Raw genomic sequence first — 17568 nt, 5'->3', positions numbered from 1 at the left:
GGTTTTGAACCGCGGTGTGGCTATTCGCGAGCAGGCTCGCTCCCACGTTTGATCTTCAGTGAATCTGGATCGTGTGGGAGCGAGCCTGCTCGCGAAAGCTATCTAACCAGCAACGCCGCTTTCAGCGCTTGTCGATCTTGTCCGGCAACGGCGCAAACAGCGCTTCAATGTCATCGCTCTGCAACTTCCAGTCCCCGGCCTTGCGCCCATCGAGCACGCCCGCTGCCAGGTCAGACTTTTCCTTCTGCAGGTGCTGAATCTTCTCTTCCACTGTGCCCCGGGCAATCATCTTGTAGACGAACACCGGTTTTTCCTGGCCGATTCGATAGGCCCGGTCGGTGGCCTGATTCTCGGTCGCCGGGTTCCACCACGGGTCGTAGTGAATCACCGTATCGGCTTCGGTGAGGTTCAAGCCGACGCCACCGGCCTTCAGGCTGATCAGAAAAATCTGACGCGTGCCGCTCTGGAATTCCTTCACCGGTGTGCGCCGGTCACGGGTCTGGCCAGTGAGAAGGGCGTAAGCGATCTTGCGTTTTTTCAATTCCTTTTCGATCAATGTCAGCATCGAAGTGAATTGCGAGAACAGCAGAATCCGCCGGCCTTCTTCGAACAGTTCCTCAAGCATTTCCATCAGGCTGTCGAGTTTGCCCGAGGTGCTGCCGCGTGCGGGCAGGGTGGCGTCGTTGACCAAGCGCAGATCGCAGCAGACCTGGCGCAGCTTGAGCAATGCTTCGAGAATGATGATCTGGCTGCGCGCCACGCCTTTGCGGGTGATCTCGTCGCGGACCTTCTTGTCCATCGCCAGGCGCATGGTCTCATACACGTCGCGCTGCGCTTCGTTGAGTTCGACCCAATGAATGATTTCGGTTTTCGGCGGCAGCTCCGTGGCGACCTGCTCTTTGGTACGGCGCAGCAGAAACGGTTTTATCCGACCGTTGAGGTGCTGCAGTCTGACTTCACTGCCGCGCTTTTCGATCGGCACACGGTAATCGGCATTGAAGCTTTTCACGTCGCCGAGCCAGCCCGGCAGCAAGAAGTGGAACAGCGACCACAGCTCGCCCAAGTGGTTTTCCAGCGGCGTGCCGCTGAGGCACAGGCGCTGGCGCGCGTTCAGCTCGCGCGCGGCCTGAGCGGCTTTGCTGTTGGGGTTCTTGATGTATTGCGCTTCGTCCAGCACCAGCACGTGCAGCGGCTGTTTGGCCAGGCGCTCGAGGTCCTTGGGCAACAGGGCGTAGGTGGTGAGGATCAGGTCGAAGTCGGCCAGATTGTCGAAGTGCTTTTTGCGCGTGGCGCCGTACAGCGCGAGGACTTTCAGCTGCGGGGTGAAGTGCGCCGCCTCATCGAGCCAGTTCGGAATCAGGCTGGTCGGCATCACCACCATGCACGGACGATCGAGGCGTCCGGCGTTCTTCTCGCTGAGAACATGCGCCAGGGTCTGTAGGGTTTTGCCCAGGCCCATGTCATCCGCAAGAATCCCGCCAACCTCCAGTTGCCGCAGCGATTGCATCCAGCTCAAACCTTCGAGCTGATACGGGCGCAGCGTTGCATTCAGACCTTGCGGCGCTTCGGCAGTGAAATCGCGGATGTCGCGCAGCCGCTGGGCGAAGGTGCGGATCTGCTCGCCGCCTTCCCACAACAGCGGCAGGCCTTCCAGCGAATTGAGCCGGGTGGCGTCAGCCTTGCTCAGGCGCAGGGTGGTTTCGCCCGGCTCCTGCAAATAGAACTCGCCCAGCGTCATCAATACCGGCTTCAAGCGACCGAGGGGCAGCGCGACTTGCAACGGCCCATGCTCGCTGGTGCGTTGCGGAATGTTGACCAGAATCAGCTCGTCATCGCGACGGCGGGCGAGGCGTTCCGGGTTGAGGATCTCGGTGTGCGAGCGCATCAGATTCAGCAGGATCGGCAGCAGGCTCAGGCGCTCGCCGTTGACGATGATGCCCAGTTCCAGATCGAACCAGTCGCGCTCCGGCGCCTGTTCGACGGTAGCGTACCAGTCGTCGACGGCGGTCAGGTCGAAACCGAATTCCTCATCGATCTGCAACTCCCAGCCCTGGCTGCGCAGCTTCGGCAAGTCATTCAGCGTGAAGGTCAGCCAGGCGCTGTCATTGACCATCTCGTAGAGTTCGCCGGCGCTTTCCGGCAGCGCTTTGCTCTGCCGGGTGGCGATGCGGAAACCGAGGATGCGTAGCTGTTCGCGGTAGGACTGTTCGACGTCCGGGTGACGTTTTATCCGCAGGGTCTGGGCTTCCTGACGGATCAGGATATCGCTGTGTTTTTGCCCGCTGACGTATTCGTCCAAATAACTGAACGACAGCGCCGCGCGGTGCTGAATGTAGCGCTGCATCTTGCCGTTGCGCGGCTCGAAGGCGCTGAACTCGACGCTCGCCAGCCACAGGCGCGGCACCGGTTGCACATTGTCCACCAGCACTTGCGGTGGCGCTTTCGGGCTGCGGTTTTCCAGTACGGCCTGGAGTTTTTCCAGCAGCTCGGCATCTTTCGCGGCGGCGGGGTAGTCGAGGGTTTCCTGGATTTTCAGCAGCACCGCCGCGCAGTGTTTGCAGTTGCTGCGCACCGGGCAGGTGCAACTGGCATCGACCAGCAGCAGGGTGGCTTTGGCTGACTCGCGCAGATGGATGGTTTGTCGGTAAACGCTACCGCCAGAACCTTCGCAACTGGCGGTGATGGTCGCATCGCCGACCTGGGCGATGCGCACTCGATTCTCCAAAGCGTAGCGGCGGCCGCGCTCCAGACTCTGTTCTTTGAATCGGCTGACCCACGACGGGGCCAGCGGTTTGCTCAGGGGCGGCGGCATAAGGACTTCGATCAGTCCGGCACGACTTCAGGCGCTTCGCGAGGCGCTGGCGCGGTCAGGGAAGTGATCTTGATCAGCAGGGCCAGGTGGCCGTTGTCGAGGTAATTGAGCTGGCCGTTCTTGGTGTGGCTGTCCTGACGCAGGCGCTCACTGGCAGTGACCAGGCCATTGGCGTCGATCTGATTGACCCAGAAATCGGCGGTCACGTCGGTGAAGCGGCCGAGTTTCATTTCCAGCGTGCCCTCGATCGGGAACTGGCCGAACTGCTCCTGACCTTCGCTCACTGCGACTTTCGCCGGCGCTTCGCCGAGGCTCTGCTGCCAGGCTTTGTGCATCAGCACGGTGTACTCGCCGCTGGCGGTGAGTTTGTTCACTACATCATTCAGCGCCGGGGTGCGCTGGCTGTCGCTGCCCAGACGCTGGGCGCCTGCGGCCCAGTCTTCCGGGGCGGCGCGGCTGACGATGGCCGGGACGGCATTCTGGCGCACCAGGATCATTTCGACCTGATACGTGTCATCGGCAAACGCCGTCGGTGCTGCAAGTGCAAGCAACAAAGTCAGAGAGCGGAACAGGCGCATCGGGCGTCCTTCAAGCGGATTTCGGGATGAGACGCTCAAACAGCGCCTCGACAGTATTGAAACGTTCTTCCGGGCGCTCCATCGGCACCTGGAATTTAAACATCGTTGCGCCTTCGAACTTGTAGCGCTTGGGCTGCGTCTGGATCAGCTTGATCAGGGTCATCGGGTCAACCGGCGTCTGCGCTTCGAACTCGATACGTCCGCCTTGCGGCCCGCCGTCGACTTTCTTGATGCCAAGCTTTTCCGCCTGCAATTTCAGCGCGGTGATCCGCACCAGGTTCTTGGTCGGCTCCGGCAACAGGCCGAAGCGGTCGATCATCTCCACCTGCAGATCCTTGAGGCCTTCCTCGTCGGTGGCCGAAGCGATGCGTTTATACAGAATCAACCGCGCATGCACATCCGGCAGATAATCTTCCGGAATCAGCGCCGGCACCCGCAGATTGACTTCCGGCCCGCCACCAAGCGGTTGATCGAGGTTCGGCTGCTCGCCCTTGCGGATCGACTTCACCGCGCGCTCGAGCATTTCCATGTACAGGGTGAAGCCGACGGCCTGAATCTGCCCGCTCTGACCGTCGCCGAGCAGTTCGCCGGCGCCACGGATTTCCAGGTCGTTGGTCGCCAGCACGAAACCGGCGCCAAGATCCTGGGTATTGGCGATCGCTTCCAGACGCTTTTCCGCGTCGGAAGTGATCTGCTGGCGCGGCGGCGTCAGCAGGTAGGCGTAAGCCTGGTGGTGACTGCGGCCAACGCGGCCTCGCAACTGGTGCAGCTGGGCCAGGCCGAACTTGTCGGCGCGCTCGATGATGATGGTGTTGGCGCTCGGCACGTCGATGCCGGTCTCGATGATGGTCGAGGCGATCAGCACGTTGAAGCGCTTGTGGTAGAAGTCGCTCATCACCTGTTCGAGTTCACGTTCGCGCATCTGCCCGTGGCCGATACCGATGCGCGCTTCCGGCACCAGTTCGGCGAGGTCGGCGGCGCACTTCTCGATGGTCTTCACATCGTTGTGCAGGTAGTAAACCTGACCGCCACGCAGCAGTTCACGCAGCAGGGCTTCCTTGACCGTGCTCTTGTTCTGCTCCATGACGAAAGTGCGCACCGACAGGCGTCGCGCTGGCGGCGTGGCGATGATCGACAGATCGCGCATGCCCGACACCGCCATGTTCAGCGTGCGCGGAATCGGCGTCGCGGTCAGGGTCAGAATATCGACCTCGCTGCGCAGGGCCTTGAGCTGTTCTTTCTGGCGTACGCCAAAACGGTGTTCTTCGTCGATGATCACCAGCCCGAGGTTTTTGATCTTCACATCATCGGACAGCAGCTTGTGCGTGCCGATGACGATGTCGATCTTGCCTTCCGCCAGATCGGCGATCGCCGCGTTGACTTCCTTGGCCGATTTGAAGCGACTCATCACTTCCACGGTCACCGGCCAGTCGGCGAAGCGGTCGCGGAAGCTGTTGTAGTGCTGCTGGGCGAGCAGGGTGGTCGGCACCAGAATCGCCACCTGACGCCCGCCGTGCACGGCAATGAACGCGGCGCGCATGGCCACTTCGGTCTTGCCGAAGCCGACGTCGCCGCAGACCAGGCGATCCATCGGTTTCGGCGCGAGCATGTCTTCGCGTACCGCCTCGATGGTCGCTTGCTGATCGGGTGTTTCTTCGAACGGGAAACCGGCGCTGAAGGTGGCGTAATCGGCCTTCGGGTCGGCGAAGGCATAACCTTCGCGGGCGGCGCGACGGGCGTAAATGTCGAGCAATTCGGCGGCGACGTCACGTACCTGCTCGGCGGCCTTGCGCTTGGCTTTCTGCCAGGTTTCCGAGCCGAGGCGGTGCAGCGGCGCGAGCGAATCGTCGCTGCCGGTGTAACGTGCGATCAGGTGCAGGTTGGCTACCGGTACGTAAAGCTTGGCGTTCTCGGCGTATTCGAGGGTGAGGAATTCGGCGGCCTGATTGTCGATTTCCAGAATCGTCAGGCCCAGGTAGCGGCCGACACCATGGTCAATATGCACCACCGGCGCGCCTTCGCGCAGTTCGGTGAGGTTCTTGATCACCGCATCGTTGCTGACATCGCTGCGCTTCTCGCGGCGGCGACGTTGCATGACCCGTTGGCCGAACAGCGGACTTTCCGCCACCAGCGCCAGCGCCGGGTCGTCGAGCAGCAGACCTTCGTCGAGCGGGGCGATGGTGATCGCCAGACGATCCTTGCTGGCAACGAAGTCCGGCCAGCTGTCGACGGTTTTCGGCCGCAACTTCAGGCGTTCCAACAGTTCCAGCAGGACTTCGCGACGACCCGCCGATTCGGCGGTGAACAGCACGCGACCGGGGAACTCTTCGAGGAAGCCGGCCAGCGCCGCCAGTGGCTGCGTGGCCTTGGCTTCGATGGCCAGGTCCGGCAGCGCATGGGCCGGGAAGCGCTCACGGCCGACGCCGCTTTCAACGTCCTGCTGACTGGCAACGACGCGTGGCCAATTCTTCAGGCGCGCGAAGCAATCCTCTACCGGCAGGAACAGTTCGGCCGGTGGCAATAAAGGACGCGAAGGATCGACGCGGCGTTCTTCATAACGATTGCGCACGTCGTTCCAGAAGTTCTCCGCCGCCTGCTCGATGCCCGGCAGCGAGAACACCTGAGTGTCCTGGGGCAGGTAGTCGAACAGCGTCGAGGTTTCGTCGAAGAACAGCGGCAGGTAGTACTCGATACCGGCCGGGGTGATGCCGCTGCTCAAATCCTGAAAGATCGGGCAGCGGCGAAAATCGACGTCAAAGCGCTCACGGAAACGCGCCTTGAAGCGGGTGACTGCGTCTTTCTGTAACGGAAACTCGCGGGCCGGCAGCAGCTTGACCGACTCGACCTTGTCGATCGAACGCTGGGTTTCCGGATCGAACGTGCGCAGGGTTTCGATTTCGTCATCGAACAGGTCGATGCGATACGGCAGTTTGCTGCCCATCGGGAACAGGTCGATCAGCGCGCCGCGTACGGTGAACTCGCCGTGCTCGTACACCGTGTCGACATAGCGATAGCCGCTGGCTTCGAGCCGCGCGCGCATCTGTTCGACGTCGAGCTTCTGGCCGATGTCCAGCACCAGGCTGCTGCCGAGGAGGAACTTGGTCGGCGCCAAGCGATGCAGGGCGGTGGTGATCGGTACCACCAGCACGCCGTGGGCCAGTTCCGGCAGGCGGTAAAGGCTGGCGATGCGCTGGGAGATGATGTCCTGGTGCGGCGAGAACAGGTCGTAGGGCAGGGTTTCCCAGTCGGGGAAATGCAGTACGGGCAAATCCGGGGCGAAGAAACTCAGCTCCTGTTCCAGCCGTTCGGCGCTTTGGCTGTCGGCGGTCAGCAGCAGGGTAAAGCGCTTGGCAGCGCTGGCAGCCTCGGCAATCGCCAGGCTGAGGGCGGCACCGGGCAGATTGCCCCAGTGCTGTTTACCTGCTTCGGCAGGGAGTAGCGGTAGACGCAGAACAGGCACGGAAGGTTGAGCTCCAGGCGTTGCGACAAAGTCGGTAATTGTAGCGGCCTCCGGTGCCGCCTGTCAGTTGCAGACTGCGTCTATCTTCACGGTTTGGACGAAATGTAGTGGTAACCATAAAAACGAGCACTTTTTTCATGATTATGTAGTGCCGAAACGGGGTAGTGTTACGGAGAGTTACAGACATCGTCTAACAGTCGTCGAAAAATTGACTGCGCTGAAAGCCCCGGTTTTACTGGGCTAGAGAAAGGCGTAAATTTTTTGAACGGGATTTTGTTACCGATTGCGCGACAAGCGCGCATTGCTGAAAGGGCTTGTCGGCGGCATAATGTAGCCCCTTTTTTCTGCCCCTACATGTGGAAGGTTACCGTGACTCAGAAGCCCGACCAGTGTCTTGGTGAATGGATCGACCGTGAAGCACTCGCAGAAGCGATGATCCCGCTTATCGGTCAGCTCTACCGCAATAACAACGTGGTTAGCTCGATCTATGGCCGCAGCCTGATCAACCAGTCTGTCATCGCGATTCTCAAAGCTCACCGCTTTGCTCGCCACCGTTCTTCGGACGACAGCGAACTCTCCGTCCACGAAACATTCCCACTGCTCAAGGCCATGAGCGAGCTCAAGCTCGGCGCGGCGTCGGTGGATCTGGGCAAGCTGGCGTTCAAATTCCGCAATGAAGGCAACGGCCGCAGCGCCGAGCAGTTCGTGCGTGAAGAGATGGCTGACGTGGTTGGCCAGCAGAACGCCTCGGCCCGTAAAGGCACCGACGTTGTTCTTTACGGTTTCGGTCGTATCGGCCGTCTGCTGGCGCGCATCCTGATCGAGAAAACCGGTGGTGGCGACGGCCTGCGTCTGCGCGCCATCGTCGTGCGCAAAGGCGCCGAGAACGACCTGACCAAACGCGCCAGCCTGCTGCGTCGCGATTCGGTACACGGTTCGTTCAACGGCACCATTACCATCGATGAAGAAAACAACACCATCACCGCCAACGGTAACCTGATCCAGGTGATCTACGCGAAGAACCCGACCGAGGTGGATTACACCCAGTACGGCATCAAAGACGCGCTGCTGGTGGACAACACCGGTGTCTGGCGTGACGCCGATGGCCTGGGTCAGCACCTGGCCTGCCCGGGTATCGACCGCGTTGTTCTGACCGCGCCTGGCAAGGGCAAGCTGAAGAACATCGTTCACGGCATCAACCACGGTGAAATCACCGCTGACGACAAGATCGTCTCGGCTGCTTCCTGCACCACCAACGCCATCGTGCCGGTGCTCAAAGCGGTCAACGACAAGTTCGGCATCATCAACGGTCACGTCGAAACCGTTCACTCGTACACCAACGACCAGAACCTGATCGACAACTTCCACAAGGGCGATCGCCGTGGCCGCAGCGCCGCGCTGAACATGGTAATCACCGAGACCGGTGCCGCTACCGCTGCTGCCAAGGCTCTGCCTGAGCTGGCCGGCAAGCTGACCGGTAACGCGATCCGTGTGCCGACGCCAAACGTGTCGATGGCTATTCTCAACCTCAACCTTGAGAAAGCCGCCACCCGTGAAGAGATGAACGAGTACCTGCGCTACATGGCGCTGCACTCCGAGCTGCACAAGCAGATCGACTTCGTCAATTCGCAGGAAGTGGTGTCGACCGACTTCGTCGGCTCGCGTCACGCCGGTGTGGTCGATGCTGAAGCGACCATCGTGCAGGACAACCGCGTCGTTCTGTACGTCTGGTACGACAACGAGTTCGGCTACAGCTGCCAGGTGGTTCGCGTAATGGAAGACATGGCTGATGTGAATCCGCCAGCGTTCCCGCGCTAAGCCTCAGGCTTGAATGAAAACGCCCCGGCATTTTGTCGGGGCGTTTTTGTTTGTGGAGTGATCGTTCCCACGCTCTGCGTGGCAACGATCGCGCTGGCGGGTGAGATCTAGCTGGCGCCGCCAACCACAGCAGCCTGCGCCGTGCGCAACTCATGCCGGTTGCCACGGAACAATACCAACGTCGCAATCAACCCCAACACCGCCGCGCCGCTGAGCCAGATGCCCGGTGCTGCCTTGTTGTCCAGCACGTGGATCAGGTAGGTACACGCCGCCGGGGTAAAGCCGCCGAACGTCGCCGTCGCCAGGCTGTAGGCCAGCGAGAAACCGGTCGTGCGCACTTCCACCGGCATGATCTCGGTCAGTGCCACCACCATTGCGCCGTTGTACGAGCCATAAAGGAACGACAGCCACAGTTCGACAATCAGCAAATGGCTGAAGCTCGGGTTCGCCACTAGCCATGACAATGCCGGATACGCAGTGAGGATCGCCAGAATCGTCGCTGCCAACAGCAAGGGTTTACGGCCGATCTTGTCGGATACCGCGCCCATCACCGGTAGCCAGAAGAAGTTCGACAAGCCGATGCATACGGTCACCAATAGCGCATCCAGATCAGACAGATGCAGCTCAGCCTTGCCAAATGTCGGCGTGTAGGCAGTGATCAGGTAGAACGAAACCGTGGTCATCACCACCAGCGCCATGCCGGCAATGACGATGCCGAAGTTCTGCCCGATCGAGCGGACGATTTCGCCGAGGGTAGGGCGGTGGGTTCGCGCCTGGAATTCCGGAGTTTCTTCCAGCGAGCGACGGATGAAAAAAATCACCGGCACGATCATGCAGCCGATCAGGAACGGCACACGCCAGCCCCATTCGCCCATTTGCTCCGGACTCAGCCAGTGGTTGAGACCGACGCCGAGCAGACCGGCAAAGACTACTGCAGCCTGTTGGCTGGCCGACTGCCAACTGACGAAAAAGCCTTTGCGTCCCGGCGTAGAGATTTCCGCCAGATACACCGACACGCCGCCCAGTTCCACGCCCGCCGAGAAGCCTTGCAGCAAACGGCCGAACAACACCAGCAGCGGCGCGGCGACACCGAGCGTCGCGTAGCCGGGCACGCAGGCAATCAGCACTGTACCGGCGGCCATCATCGCTAAAGTGATGATCAGCCCTTTGCGCCGTCCGTGACGGTCGATATAGGCACCGAGGAAAATCGCCCCGAGCGGGCGCATCAGGAATCCGGCACCGAAGGTCGCCAGCGACAGCATCAGCGAAGCGAACGCGCTGTCGGTGGGGAAGAAGGTTTTGGCGATGGCCGTGGCATAGAAGCCGTAGACCATGAAGTCGAACATTTCGAGGAAGTTGCCGCTGACAACGCGAAAGATCGCTTTGCCTTTGCCCGTGGTGGAGGACATGGGAGGTACTCACTGTTCAATTTTGTATAAAGGCGTTGCAGCCATGGGGAAGCGAGCGGGCGCTTGTAGTTCATAATGGCCGCCGTGGTTTTGCGGGGAGATGAAGAATTGTTAACTGGACGCTGGTGGGGGCTTGTGGTCTTGGCGGCGGCTTCGGTCGGCTGCGGCACCGGCGATTCCCTGGAACAGGTCGGTGGCTCGACCATGGGCAGCACCTGGTCGGTCAAGTACGTGCGCCACGCCGGGGGCGCCGATCCTGCGCGGGTGCGCGGCGAAGTGCAGGCCATCCTCGGTGAAGTCGATCAACAGCTGTCGACTTACCGAAGTGACTCCGCCATCGAACGTTTCAACGCCTTGCCCGCCGATAGCTGCCAAGCCATGCCGGCAGCGGTGCTCGAATTGGTCCGCATCGGCGAACAGCTTTCAACGCAAAGCGATGGCTCCTACGACCTGACCGTGGAACCGCTGCTGGACCTCTGGGGATTCGGCCCGCAAGGACGCGAGGAAAAGATCCCTGATGCGGCCGCTGTGGTCGAGGTCATGCAGCGGGTCGGCCATCAGCATCTGCACATCGACGGCGAACGGTTGTGCAAGGACGTCGCCGTCGAAGTCGACTTCAACAGCATTGCCGCCGGTTACGCCGTGGATGCCATCACCGCCAGATTGCAGGGCATGGGCATCGACAATTATCTGGTCGAAGCCACGGGCGAACTCAAAGCCCGGGGCAAGAAGCCGGATGGTTCAGCGTGGCGCATCGCTCTCGAAGAGCCTCGCGATGACCAGCAAGTGGCCGAGCGGATTATCGATGTCGATGGCTACGGCGTGTCCACCTCCGGTGACTACCGCCATTATTTTCTGCAGGACGGTCGGCGTTATTCCCACACCTTCGATGCACGCAGCGGGCGACCGGTCCTACACGACCTGGCGTCAGTCACGGTGATTCATCCTTCAGCGCTGATGGCCGATGGACTATCGACGCTGTTGCTGATTCTCGGGCCGGAAAGGGCGCGGGACTATGCCCAAAAGCATGACATTGCTGCATTCTTTGTCCTGCGTGCCGATACAGGTTTCGTCACCCGCAGCAGTCAGGCATTTGCGCAGCTTGTCGGCGAAAAAAACTGACCGAAGACAAGACGAAAGCTGGCGTTGTAGTGCAGGCAAAAGTAGCCTACGACGCGACCAAGGGTTAATGTGCGCGGCGTTGACGCTTCTATAGACTGTGTCCGGGTTCTTCACTGGCCCCCAATTGTTCCTTCGCGCCGCCGTTCGGCGTGATTTAGCCGCCGGTGCTGCTGGCACCGCGGCCTGTTCTGAGGAGTACGCATGGCTGTCTACAACTACGACGTGGTGGTACTGGGTTCCGGCCCGGCGGGAGAAGGCGCGGCAATGAACGCCGCCAAAGCGGGGCGCAAGGTCGCGATGGTCGACAGCCGTCGCCAGGTCGGCGGCAACTGCACCCACCTCGGCACCATCCCGTCCAAGGCACTGCGTCACTCGGTGCGGCAGATCATGCAGTTCAACACCAACCCGATGTTCCGCGCGATCGGCGAGCCACGCTGGTTCTCCTTCCCGGACGTGTTGAAAAGCGCCGAAAAAGTCATTTCCAAACAAGTCGCATCGCGCACCGGCTACTACGCCCGTAACCGCGTCGACGTGTTCTTCGGCACCGGCAGCTTCGCCGACGAGCAAACCATCGAAGTGGTCTGCGGCAACGGCGTGGTCGAGAAGCTGGTGGCCAAGCACATCATCATCGCCACCGGTTCGCGCCCGTATCGCCCGGCGGACATCGATTTCCACCACCCGCGTATCTACGATAGCGACACCATCCTCAGCCTCGGCCACACCCCGCGCAAACTGATCGTTTACGGCGCTGGTGTGATCGGTTGCGAATACGCATCGATCTTCAGTGGTCTGGGTGTGCTGGTCGAGCTGGTCGACAACCGTGGCCAGTTGCTGAGCTTCCTCGACTCGGAAATTTCCCAGGCGTTGAGCTACCACTTCAGCAACAACAACATCACCGTGCGCCACAACGAAGAGTACGACCGCGTCGAAGGCGTGGACAACGGCGTGATCCTGCACCTGAAATCCGGCAAGAAGATCAAGGCCGACGCCTTGCTCTGGTGCAACGGCCGTACCGGCAACACCGACACGCTGGGTCTGGAAAACATCGGGGTCAAGGTCAACAGCCGTGGCCAGATCGAAGTTGACCAGAACTACCGCACCTGCGTGGAAAACATCTACGGCGCCGGTGACGTGATCGGCTGGCCAAGCCTGGCCAGTGCCGCCCACGACCAGGGCCGTTCGGCTGCTGGCAGCATCGTCGACAATGGCAGCTGGCGCTTCGTCAATGACGTGCCGACCGGCATCTACACCATTCCGGAGATCAGCTCGATCGGCAAGAACGAGCAGGAGCTGACCCAGGCGAAAGTGCCGTACGAAGTCGGCAAGGCCTTCTTCAAGAGCATGGCGCGGGCGCAGATTGCCGGTGAGCCGCAAGGCATGCTCAAGATCCTCTTCCACCGCGAAACGCTGGAAGTGCTCGGCGTGCACTGCTTCGGTTATCAGGCGTCGGAGATCGTTCACATCGGTCAGGCGATCATGAACCAGCCGGGCGAGCTGAACACCCTGAAGTATTTCGTCAACACCACGTTCAACTACCCGACCATGGCCGAAGCCTATCGGGTCGCGGCGTACGACGGCCTCAACCGGCTTTTTTGACGGGCTCCGGCCGGTGGCCTGAGCCGGCCGGGGAGACCGATTTCAGCAATTCTCAAGGGTGGCAGTGGCCAAACCGGGAAAGTCTGTAATCAGGCTGTCAACGCCGAAGTCGGCGAGTCTGCGCATCAGTGCAGGCTCGTTGACGGTCCACACCGACACATGCAGGCCCTGACGCTGCGCCTTCTGCAGGCGTTCCGGCGTACACAGCGTCCAGTTCAATGCGAGAATCTCGCAGCCGTAGCTCGCCGCGACTTTCAGCGGATCGAGCCAGGCGTATTCGGCCACCAGGCCACGGGATACGTCGGGTACCAGATCCAGCGCTGCCTTCAAGACTTCCCGCGAACTCGAAGTGATCGTCACCTTGTCGAGCAGGCCGTGGCGCTGAGCCATTTCCCGAATCGCCAGCACGGTAGTCGCCGCGCGGGTGCGTGATGCGCTTTTGACTTCCAGCTGCCAGTGCTCGAAATCACATTGCTCGAACAACTCTTCCAGCGTCGGAATCGGGCACGGCTTGATCCAGCCCGGGCCGCCCTTACGCGCGTCGTAGGTCACCAGTTCGGCGGCGGTGTGCTCGACGACTTTGCCGCGACGGTCGGTGGTGCGTTTGAGCGTCGGGTCATGGATGACCATCAGCTCGCCGTCCTTGGACAGGTGCAGATCCAGTTCGCAGCGACGCACGCCGTGCTTGAGGCATTCCTGAAAGCTGCTCAGGGTGTTTTCCGGTGCTTCGCCCTTGGCGCCGCGGTGGCCGTAGATGAGGGTCACGGTGCTTCCTTAAGTTAAATGCCAGATTCGTTCTGTTCGCGGGCCAGACGGCGTTCCTGAGCCTGCTTTTGCAAGATGTAGCGCGCGAGCAATTGGCGCTGGGCATCGGTCGGACGCTCGAACTCGGTGCCGACGTCATAGCCATCGCCCTTGGGATCGCAATGGGTGACCCGGGCACGCAGCAGCAGGCCAAGCGCCTGCGGCATCAGTACCAGTTTCACCGACAGGTGTGCGCCGGTGGCAATCGGGGTCGGGTACTGAAAGTCGATCCCGCCCTCGGAGATGATCACCGGCTGCGGCTCGCCGATGTGGCCGAGCACGGTCAGGGCGATCACCTGGCTGAGCAGGTCGATGCGTTTGTTCTGCGATTTGAGAAACGCGGCGATGGCGCGGTCGCGCTCGCTGATCTGCCGCAACAGGTGCTGCGACTCGAATTCGCTCAGGTGCAGTTCGCTGAGCAGGTTGAAGAGTGGGGAAGCATCCTGCAACACTTCCTGACCTGCGGCTTCGGGAGCGGACAGGGGCCGAATTTCCAGTGCGATCGTGTCCTCGATACGGTAGTATTCGCGGCGATCTTCTTCATCTAATGTCGACATGGCGAACCCATGGTAGCGGCGGTGGTCTGAGTGTAAAGCTGGTTTTCGACCCCCGCCACAAGGACGTTCCTTTTCCCTCCGAACAAGCCCCGACATGTTCAGACCTCTCTTCGTATTTATCGGCACGCGTTATACCCGTGCAAAGCGTCGCAATCATTTTGTGTCATTCATTTCCCTGACTTCGATGATCGGGCTCGCCCTTGGCGTGGTCGTGATGATCGTCGTGCTGTCGGTGATGAACGGCTTCGACCATGAGATGCGCACCCGCGTGCTGGGCATGGTGCCCCACGCTACTCTCGAGACCGGCGAGCCGATCAATGACTGGCAAAGCCTGGCCGACAAGGTCAAGCAGAACCGGCAGGTGACGGCGGTGGCGCCGTTCACCCAGATGCAGGGCCTGCTGACCAACAACGGTCAGGTTTCCAAGGTGTTGCTCAATGCCATTGATCCTGCGCTCGAGCGCAATGTGTCGATCATCGACAACTTCATGAAGCAGGGCAAACTCGACGACCTGACGCCCGGCAGCTTCGGCATCGTCATCGGCGACAAGGCCGCCACCAAGCTCGGCGTCGGCATTGGCGACAAGGTCACTTTCGTTGCGCCCGAGGTCAGCGTGACCCCGGCCGGCATGTTCCCGCGCATGAAGCGCTTCACCGTGGTCGGGATTTTCCATGTCGGCGCCGGTGAGCTCGACGGCTACCTCGGCGTGACCAATCTGCAGGATCTGGCGAAAATGCACCGCTGGAAAGCCGATCAGGTGCAGGGCCTGCGTCTGAAGTTCGACGACCTGTTCCAGGCCCCGCGCGAGGCGTGGAACATTGCCCAGCAGCTCGGCGAAGATCGTTACTACGCCCGCGACTGGACCCGCACCCACGGCAACCTGTATCAAGCGATCCGCATGGAAAAAGCCATGATCGGGCTGCTGTTGCTGCTGATCGTCGCCGTCGCCGCGTTCAACATCATTTCCACGCTGGTGATGGTGGTGAACGACAAGAAGGGCGACATCGCCATTCTGCGCACCCTTGGCGCCACTCCGGGCACGATCATGCGCACGTTCATGGTTCAGGGCACAGTGATCGGCGTGGTCGGCACGGCGATTGGCGCGGTGGTCGGGATCCTCGCGGCACTGAATGTCAGTGCGGCCATTTCGGCGCTTGAAGGGCTGATCGGCCACAAGTTCCTTAATGCTGACGTGTATTTCATTGATTATCTTCCTTCGCAGGTCCAGAGCCAGGACGTCGTCATGGTCTGCGCCGCTGCGTTGGTCCTGAGTTTCCTCGCCACCCTGTATCCCGCCTGGCGTGCCGCGCGCACCCAGCCGGCGGAGGCGTTACGTTATGAGTGAGTCGGGCATGAGTGAACAAGCAATTCTGAGCTGCCGTAACCTGGGCAAATCCTACGAGGAGGGTCCAGAGTCGGTACAAGTGCTGGCCGGCCTGCAACTGGAGTTGCACCCGGGCGAGCGTGTAGCGATCGTGGGTAAATCCGGTTCCGGCAAGAGTACTTTGCTCAACCTGCTCGGCGGTCTCGATACGCCAAGCAAGGGCAGCGTCTGGCTCGACGGTGAAGAACTGTCGGCATTAAGCGAGAAAAAGCGTGGCCTGCTGCGCAATCGCGCGCTTGGTTTCGTTTATCAGTTTCACCATTTGCTGCCGGAATTCACCGCGCTGGAAAACGTCTGCATGCCGCTGTTGATCGGCAAGACCGCCATCCCGGAGGCGCGTCAGCGTGCCACGGCATTGCTGGAGCGCGTCGGTCTGGGCCATCGTCTGGAACACAAACCGGCGGAACTGTCCGGCGGCGAGCGTCAGCGCGTGGCCATCGCCCGTGCCCTGGTGAACAACCCGGGGCTGGTGATGCTCGATGAGCCAACCGGCAACCTTGACCTGCACACCGCCGAAGGCATTCAGGATCTGATGCTGGAGCTGAGCACTTCGATGCGCACGGCGTTCCTGGTGGTGACGCACGACATGAACCTGGCTCGCCAGATGGATCGCGTTCTGCAGCTGCAGGAAGGCTGCCTCACTCCCATCTGACTGGCTGAAACCCGGCGCCCGTAACGGCGCCGGGTCTTTTATTTCTATACGGTGCCCCAGCGAATGTTCAGACCGTTATCGATCTTTATCGGCACGCGCTATACCCGCGCCAAGCGCCGCAATCGCTTTGTTTCGTTCATTTCGATGACCTCGATGATCGGCCTCGCCCTCGGCGTGCTGGCGATGATCGTGGTGCTGTCGGTGATGAACGGCTTTCAGCGCGAAATGAGCTCGCGCATCCTCGGCATGGTGCCCCATGCCACTATCGTTGGCGTCAAGCCGATCGATGACTGGCAGCCGGTGGCCGCCGCCGCGATGAAAAATCCCGAAGTGACGGCCGCCGTGCCGTTCACCGAAATGGAAGGCATGCTGTCCTACAAGGGTTCGATGCAGCCGATTCAGATCAGCGGCGTTGATCCGGCCCAGGAAGGCAAGGTGTCGATCGTTGCCCAGCACATCGTCCAGGGGCGTCTCGATGCCTTGAAGCCGGGCGAATTCGGTGTGGTGATCGGTGAAATCACCGCGCGGCGTTTCCGCCTCAATGTCGGCGACAAGATCACTCTGATCGTCCCGGAAGTCAGCACCGCGCCGGGCGGTATCACCCCGCGCATGCAGCGCCTGAATGTGGTGGGCGTGTTCAAGGTCGGCGCCGAGCTGGACGGTTCGATGGGCCTGATTCATGTCGCCGATGCCGCGACCATGCAGCACTGGCAACCGAATCAGGTGCAGAGCGTGCGGCTGGCGGTCAAGGATCTGTACGCCGCGCCGAAGGTGTCTGCGGACATTGCCAGTGGCCTCGGCGCTGACTTCAAGGCAGACGACTGGACTCACACCCAGGGCAGCCTGTTCAGCGCGATGAAGATGGAAAAAACCATGATCGGCCTGCTGTTGCTGATGATCGTCGCGGTGGCGGCGTTCAACATCATCGCGACGCTGATCATGGTGGTGAACGACAAGGGCGCCGACATCGCCATCCTGCGCACCATCGGCGCCACGCCCCGGCAGATCATGGCGATCTTCATGGTGCAGGGCACGGTGATCGGCATTGTCGGCACCATCATTGGCGGCGTGCTGGGCGTGATTGCGGCGCTCAATGTCAGTGAATTGGTCGGCTGGGTCGAGCGCGTGACCGGCCAGCATATCTTCAGTTCGGACGTGTATTTCGTCAGCAACCTGCCCTCGGAACTCCAGGGCGGCGATGTGCTGTTGATCTGCTCGGCGGGGTTCATTCTGAGCTTCCTGGCGACGGTGTATCCGGCGTGGCGGGCGGCGAAGATCGAACCGGCGCATGCGCTGAGATACTCGTAACCTTTAGACCGCCTTCGCGAGCAGGCTCGCTCCCACGGTTGGAATGCATTTCCCTGTGGGAGCGAGCC

Annotated in this window: 12 protein-coding genes; 6 read left to right on the top strand and 6 right to left on the bottom strand. The window is 61.0% G+C overall.

What is annotated here, in order from left to right; all coding sequences use genetic code 11:
- Positions 1 to 121: 121 nt before the first annotated feature.
- Genes QMX86_RS22505 through mfd form a run of 3 tightly spaced genes read right to left on the bottom strand, consistent with a single transcriptional unit; the run spans position 122 to position 6850 of the window.
- The gene (locus tag QMX86_RS22505) at positions 122 to 2812 is read right to left on the bottom strand and encodes a DEAD/DEAH box helicase (protein WP_282384465.1); all 2691 of its coding nucleotides are present in this window, start codon (positions 2810 to 2812) and stop codon (positions 122 to 124) included.
- Positions 2813 to 2823: 11 nt separating this feature from the next.
- Positions 2824 to 3390: a CsiV family protein gene (locus tag QMX86_RS22500; RefSeq protein ID WP_056791507.1), complete on the bottom strand. Its 567-nt coding sequence runs from the start codon at positions 3388 to 3390 to the stop codon at positions 2824 to 2826.
- A 10-nt stretch (positions 3391 to 3400) separates the two neighbouring features.
- On the bottom strand, positions 3401 to 6850 hold the full coding sequence (gene mfd / locus QMX86_RS22495; protein WP_024013632.1) for a transcription-repair coupling factor: 3450 nt from the start codon (positions 6848 to 6850) through the stop codon (positions 3401 to 3403).
- Between the two features lie 354 nt (positions 6851 to 7204).
- Between mfd and QMX86_RS22490 the strand changes: the two genes are divergently transcribed.
- The gene (locus QMX86_RS22490) at positions 7205 to 8668 is read left to right on the top strand and encodes a glyceraldehyde-3-phosphate dehydrogenase (protein WP_016775482.1); all 1464 of its coding nucleotides are present in this window, start codon (positions 7205 to 7207) and stop codon (positions 8666 to 8668) included.
- Between the two features lie 107 nt (positions 8669 to 8775).
- Here the strand turns inward: QMX86_RS22490 and QMX86_RS22485 are convergent, their stop codons facing one another.
- A complete protein-coding gene (locus QMX86_RS22485) occupies positions 8776 to 10077 on the bottom strand; it encodes an MFS transporter (protein WP_024013631.1) in 1302 nt (433 codons plus the stop codon).
- A 75-nt stretch (positions 10078 to 10152) separates the two neighbouring features.
- Here QMX86_RS22485 and QMX86_RS22480 point away from each other — a divergent pair, with 75 nt between their 5' ends.
- Both QMX86_RS22480 and sthA read left to right on the top strand, forming a co-directional pair.
- Entirely contained in the window at positions 10153 to 11199 is a 1047-nt protein-coding gene (locus tag QMX86_RS22480) for an FAD:protein FMN transferase (protein WP_282384466.1), read from the top strand.
- 201 nt (positions 11200 to 11400) lie between these two features.
- Complete coding sequence (sthA, locus tag QMX86_RS22475; protein WP_016775479.1) at positions 11401 to 12795, top strand: Si-specific NAD(P)(+) transhydrogenase; 1395 nt, start codon at positions 11401 to 11403, stop codon at positions 12793 to 12795.
- 42 nt (positions 12796 to 12837) lie between these two features.
- On the opposite strand, the gene QMX86_RS22470 is transcribed toward sthA, so the two are convergent.
- Both QMX86_RS22470 and QMX86_RS22465 read right to left on the bottom strand, forming a co-directional pair.
- Positions 12838 to 13560, bottom strand: a complete 723-nt coding sequence (locus QMX86_RS22470; protein WP_008087738.1) for a glycerophosphodiester phosphodiesterase family protein — start codon at positions 13558 to 13560, stop codon at positions 12838 to 12840.
- Positions 13561 to 13574: 14 nt separating this feature from the next.
- Positions 13575 to 14156, bottom strand: coding sequence for a PilZ domain-containing protein (locus QMX86_RS22465; RefSeq protein WP_016775478.1), 582 nt, complete (start codon positions 14154 to 14156; stop codon positions 13575 to 13577).
- A 94-nt stretch (positions 14157 to 14250) separates the two neighbouring features.
- On the opposite strand from QMX86_RS22465, the gene QMX86_RS22460 reads away from it, so the two are divergent.
- The 3 genes from QMX86_RS22460 to QMX86_RS22450 all read left to right on the top strand — a co-directional run bounded on the left by QMX86_RS22460 (position 14251) and on the right by QMX86_RS22450 (position 17500).
- Positions 14251 to 15501: a lipoprotein-releasing ABC transporter permease subunit gene (locus tag QMX86_RS22460; RefSeq protein ID WP_024013629.1), complete on the top strand. Its 1251-nt coding sequence runs from the start codon at positions 14251 to 14253 to the stop codon at positions 15499 to 15501.
- A gap of 7 nt (positions 15502 to 15508) precedes the next feature.
- The gene (lolD, locus tag QMX86_RS22455; RefSeq protein ID WP_016775477.1) at positions 15509 to 16192 is read left to right on the top strand and encodes a lipoprotein-releasing ABC transporter ATP-binding protein LolD; all 684 of its coding nucleotides are present in this window, start codon (positions 15509 to 15511) and stop codon (positions 16190 to 16192) included.
- 63 nt (positions 16193 to 16255) lie between these two features.
- Positions 16256 to 17500: a lipoprotein-releasing ABC transporter permease subunit gene (locus tag QMX86_RS22450; RefSeq protein WP_071173051.1), complete on the top strand. Its 1245-nt coding sequence runs from the start codon at positions 16256 to 16258 to the stop codon at positions 17498 to 17500.
- Positions 17501 to 17568 lie beyond the last annotated feature (68 nt).

It is taken from the genome of Pseudomonas sp. PS01270 (genome assembly GCF_029959775.1).
GTDB classification, from domain to species: domain Bacteria; phylum Pseudomonadota; class Gammaproteobacteria; order Pseudomonadales; family Pseudomonadaceae; genus Aquipseudomonas; species Aquipseudomonas atacamensis.
Note: the sequence above shows the minus strand (reverse complement) of the source record. Positions and strands in the feature narration are given on the sequence as shown.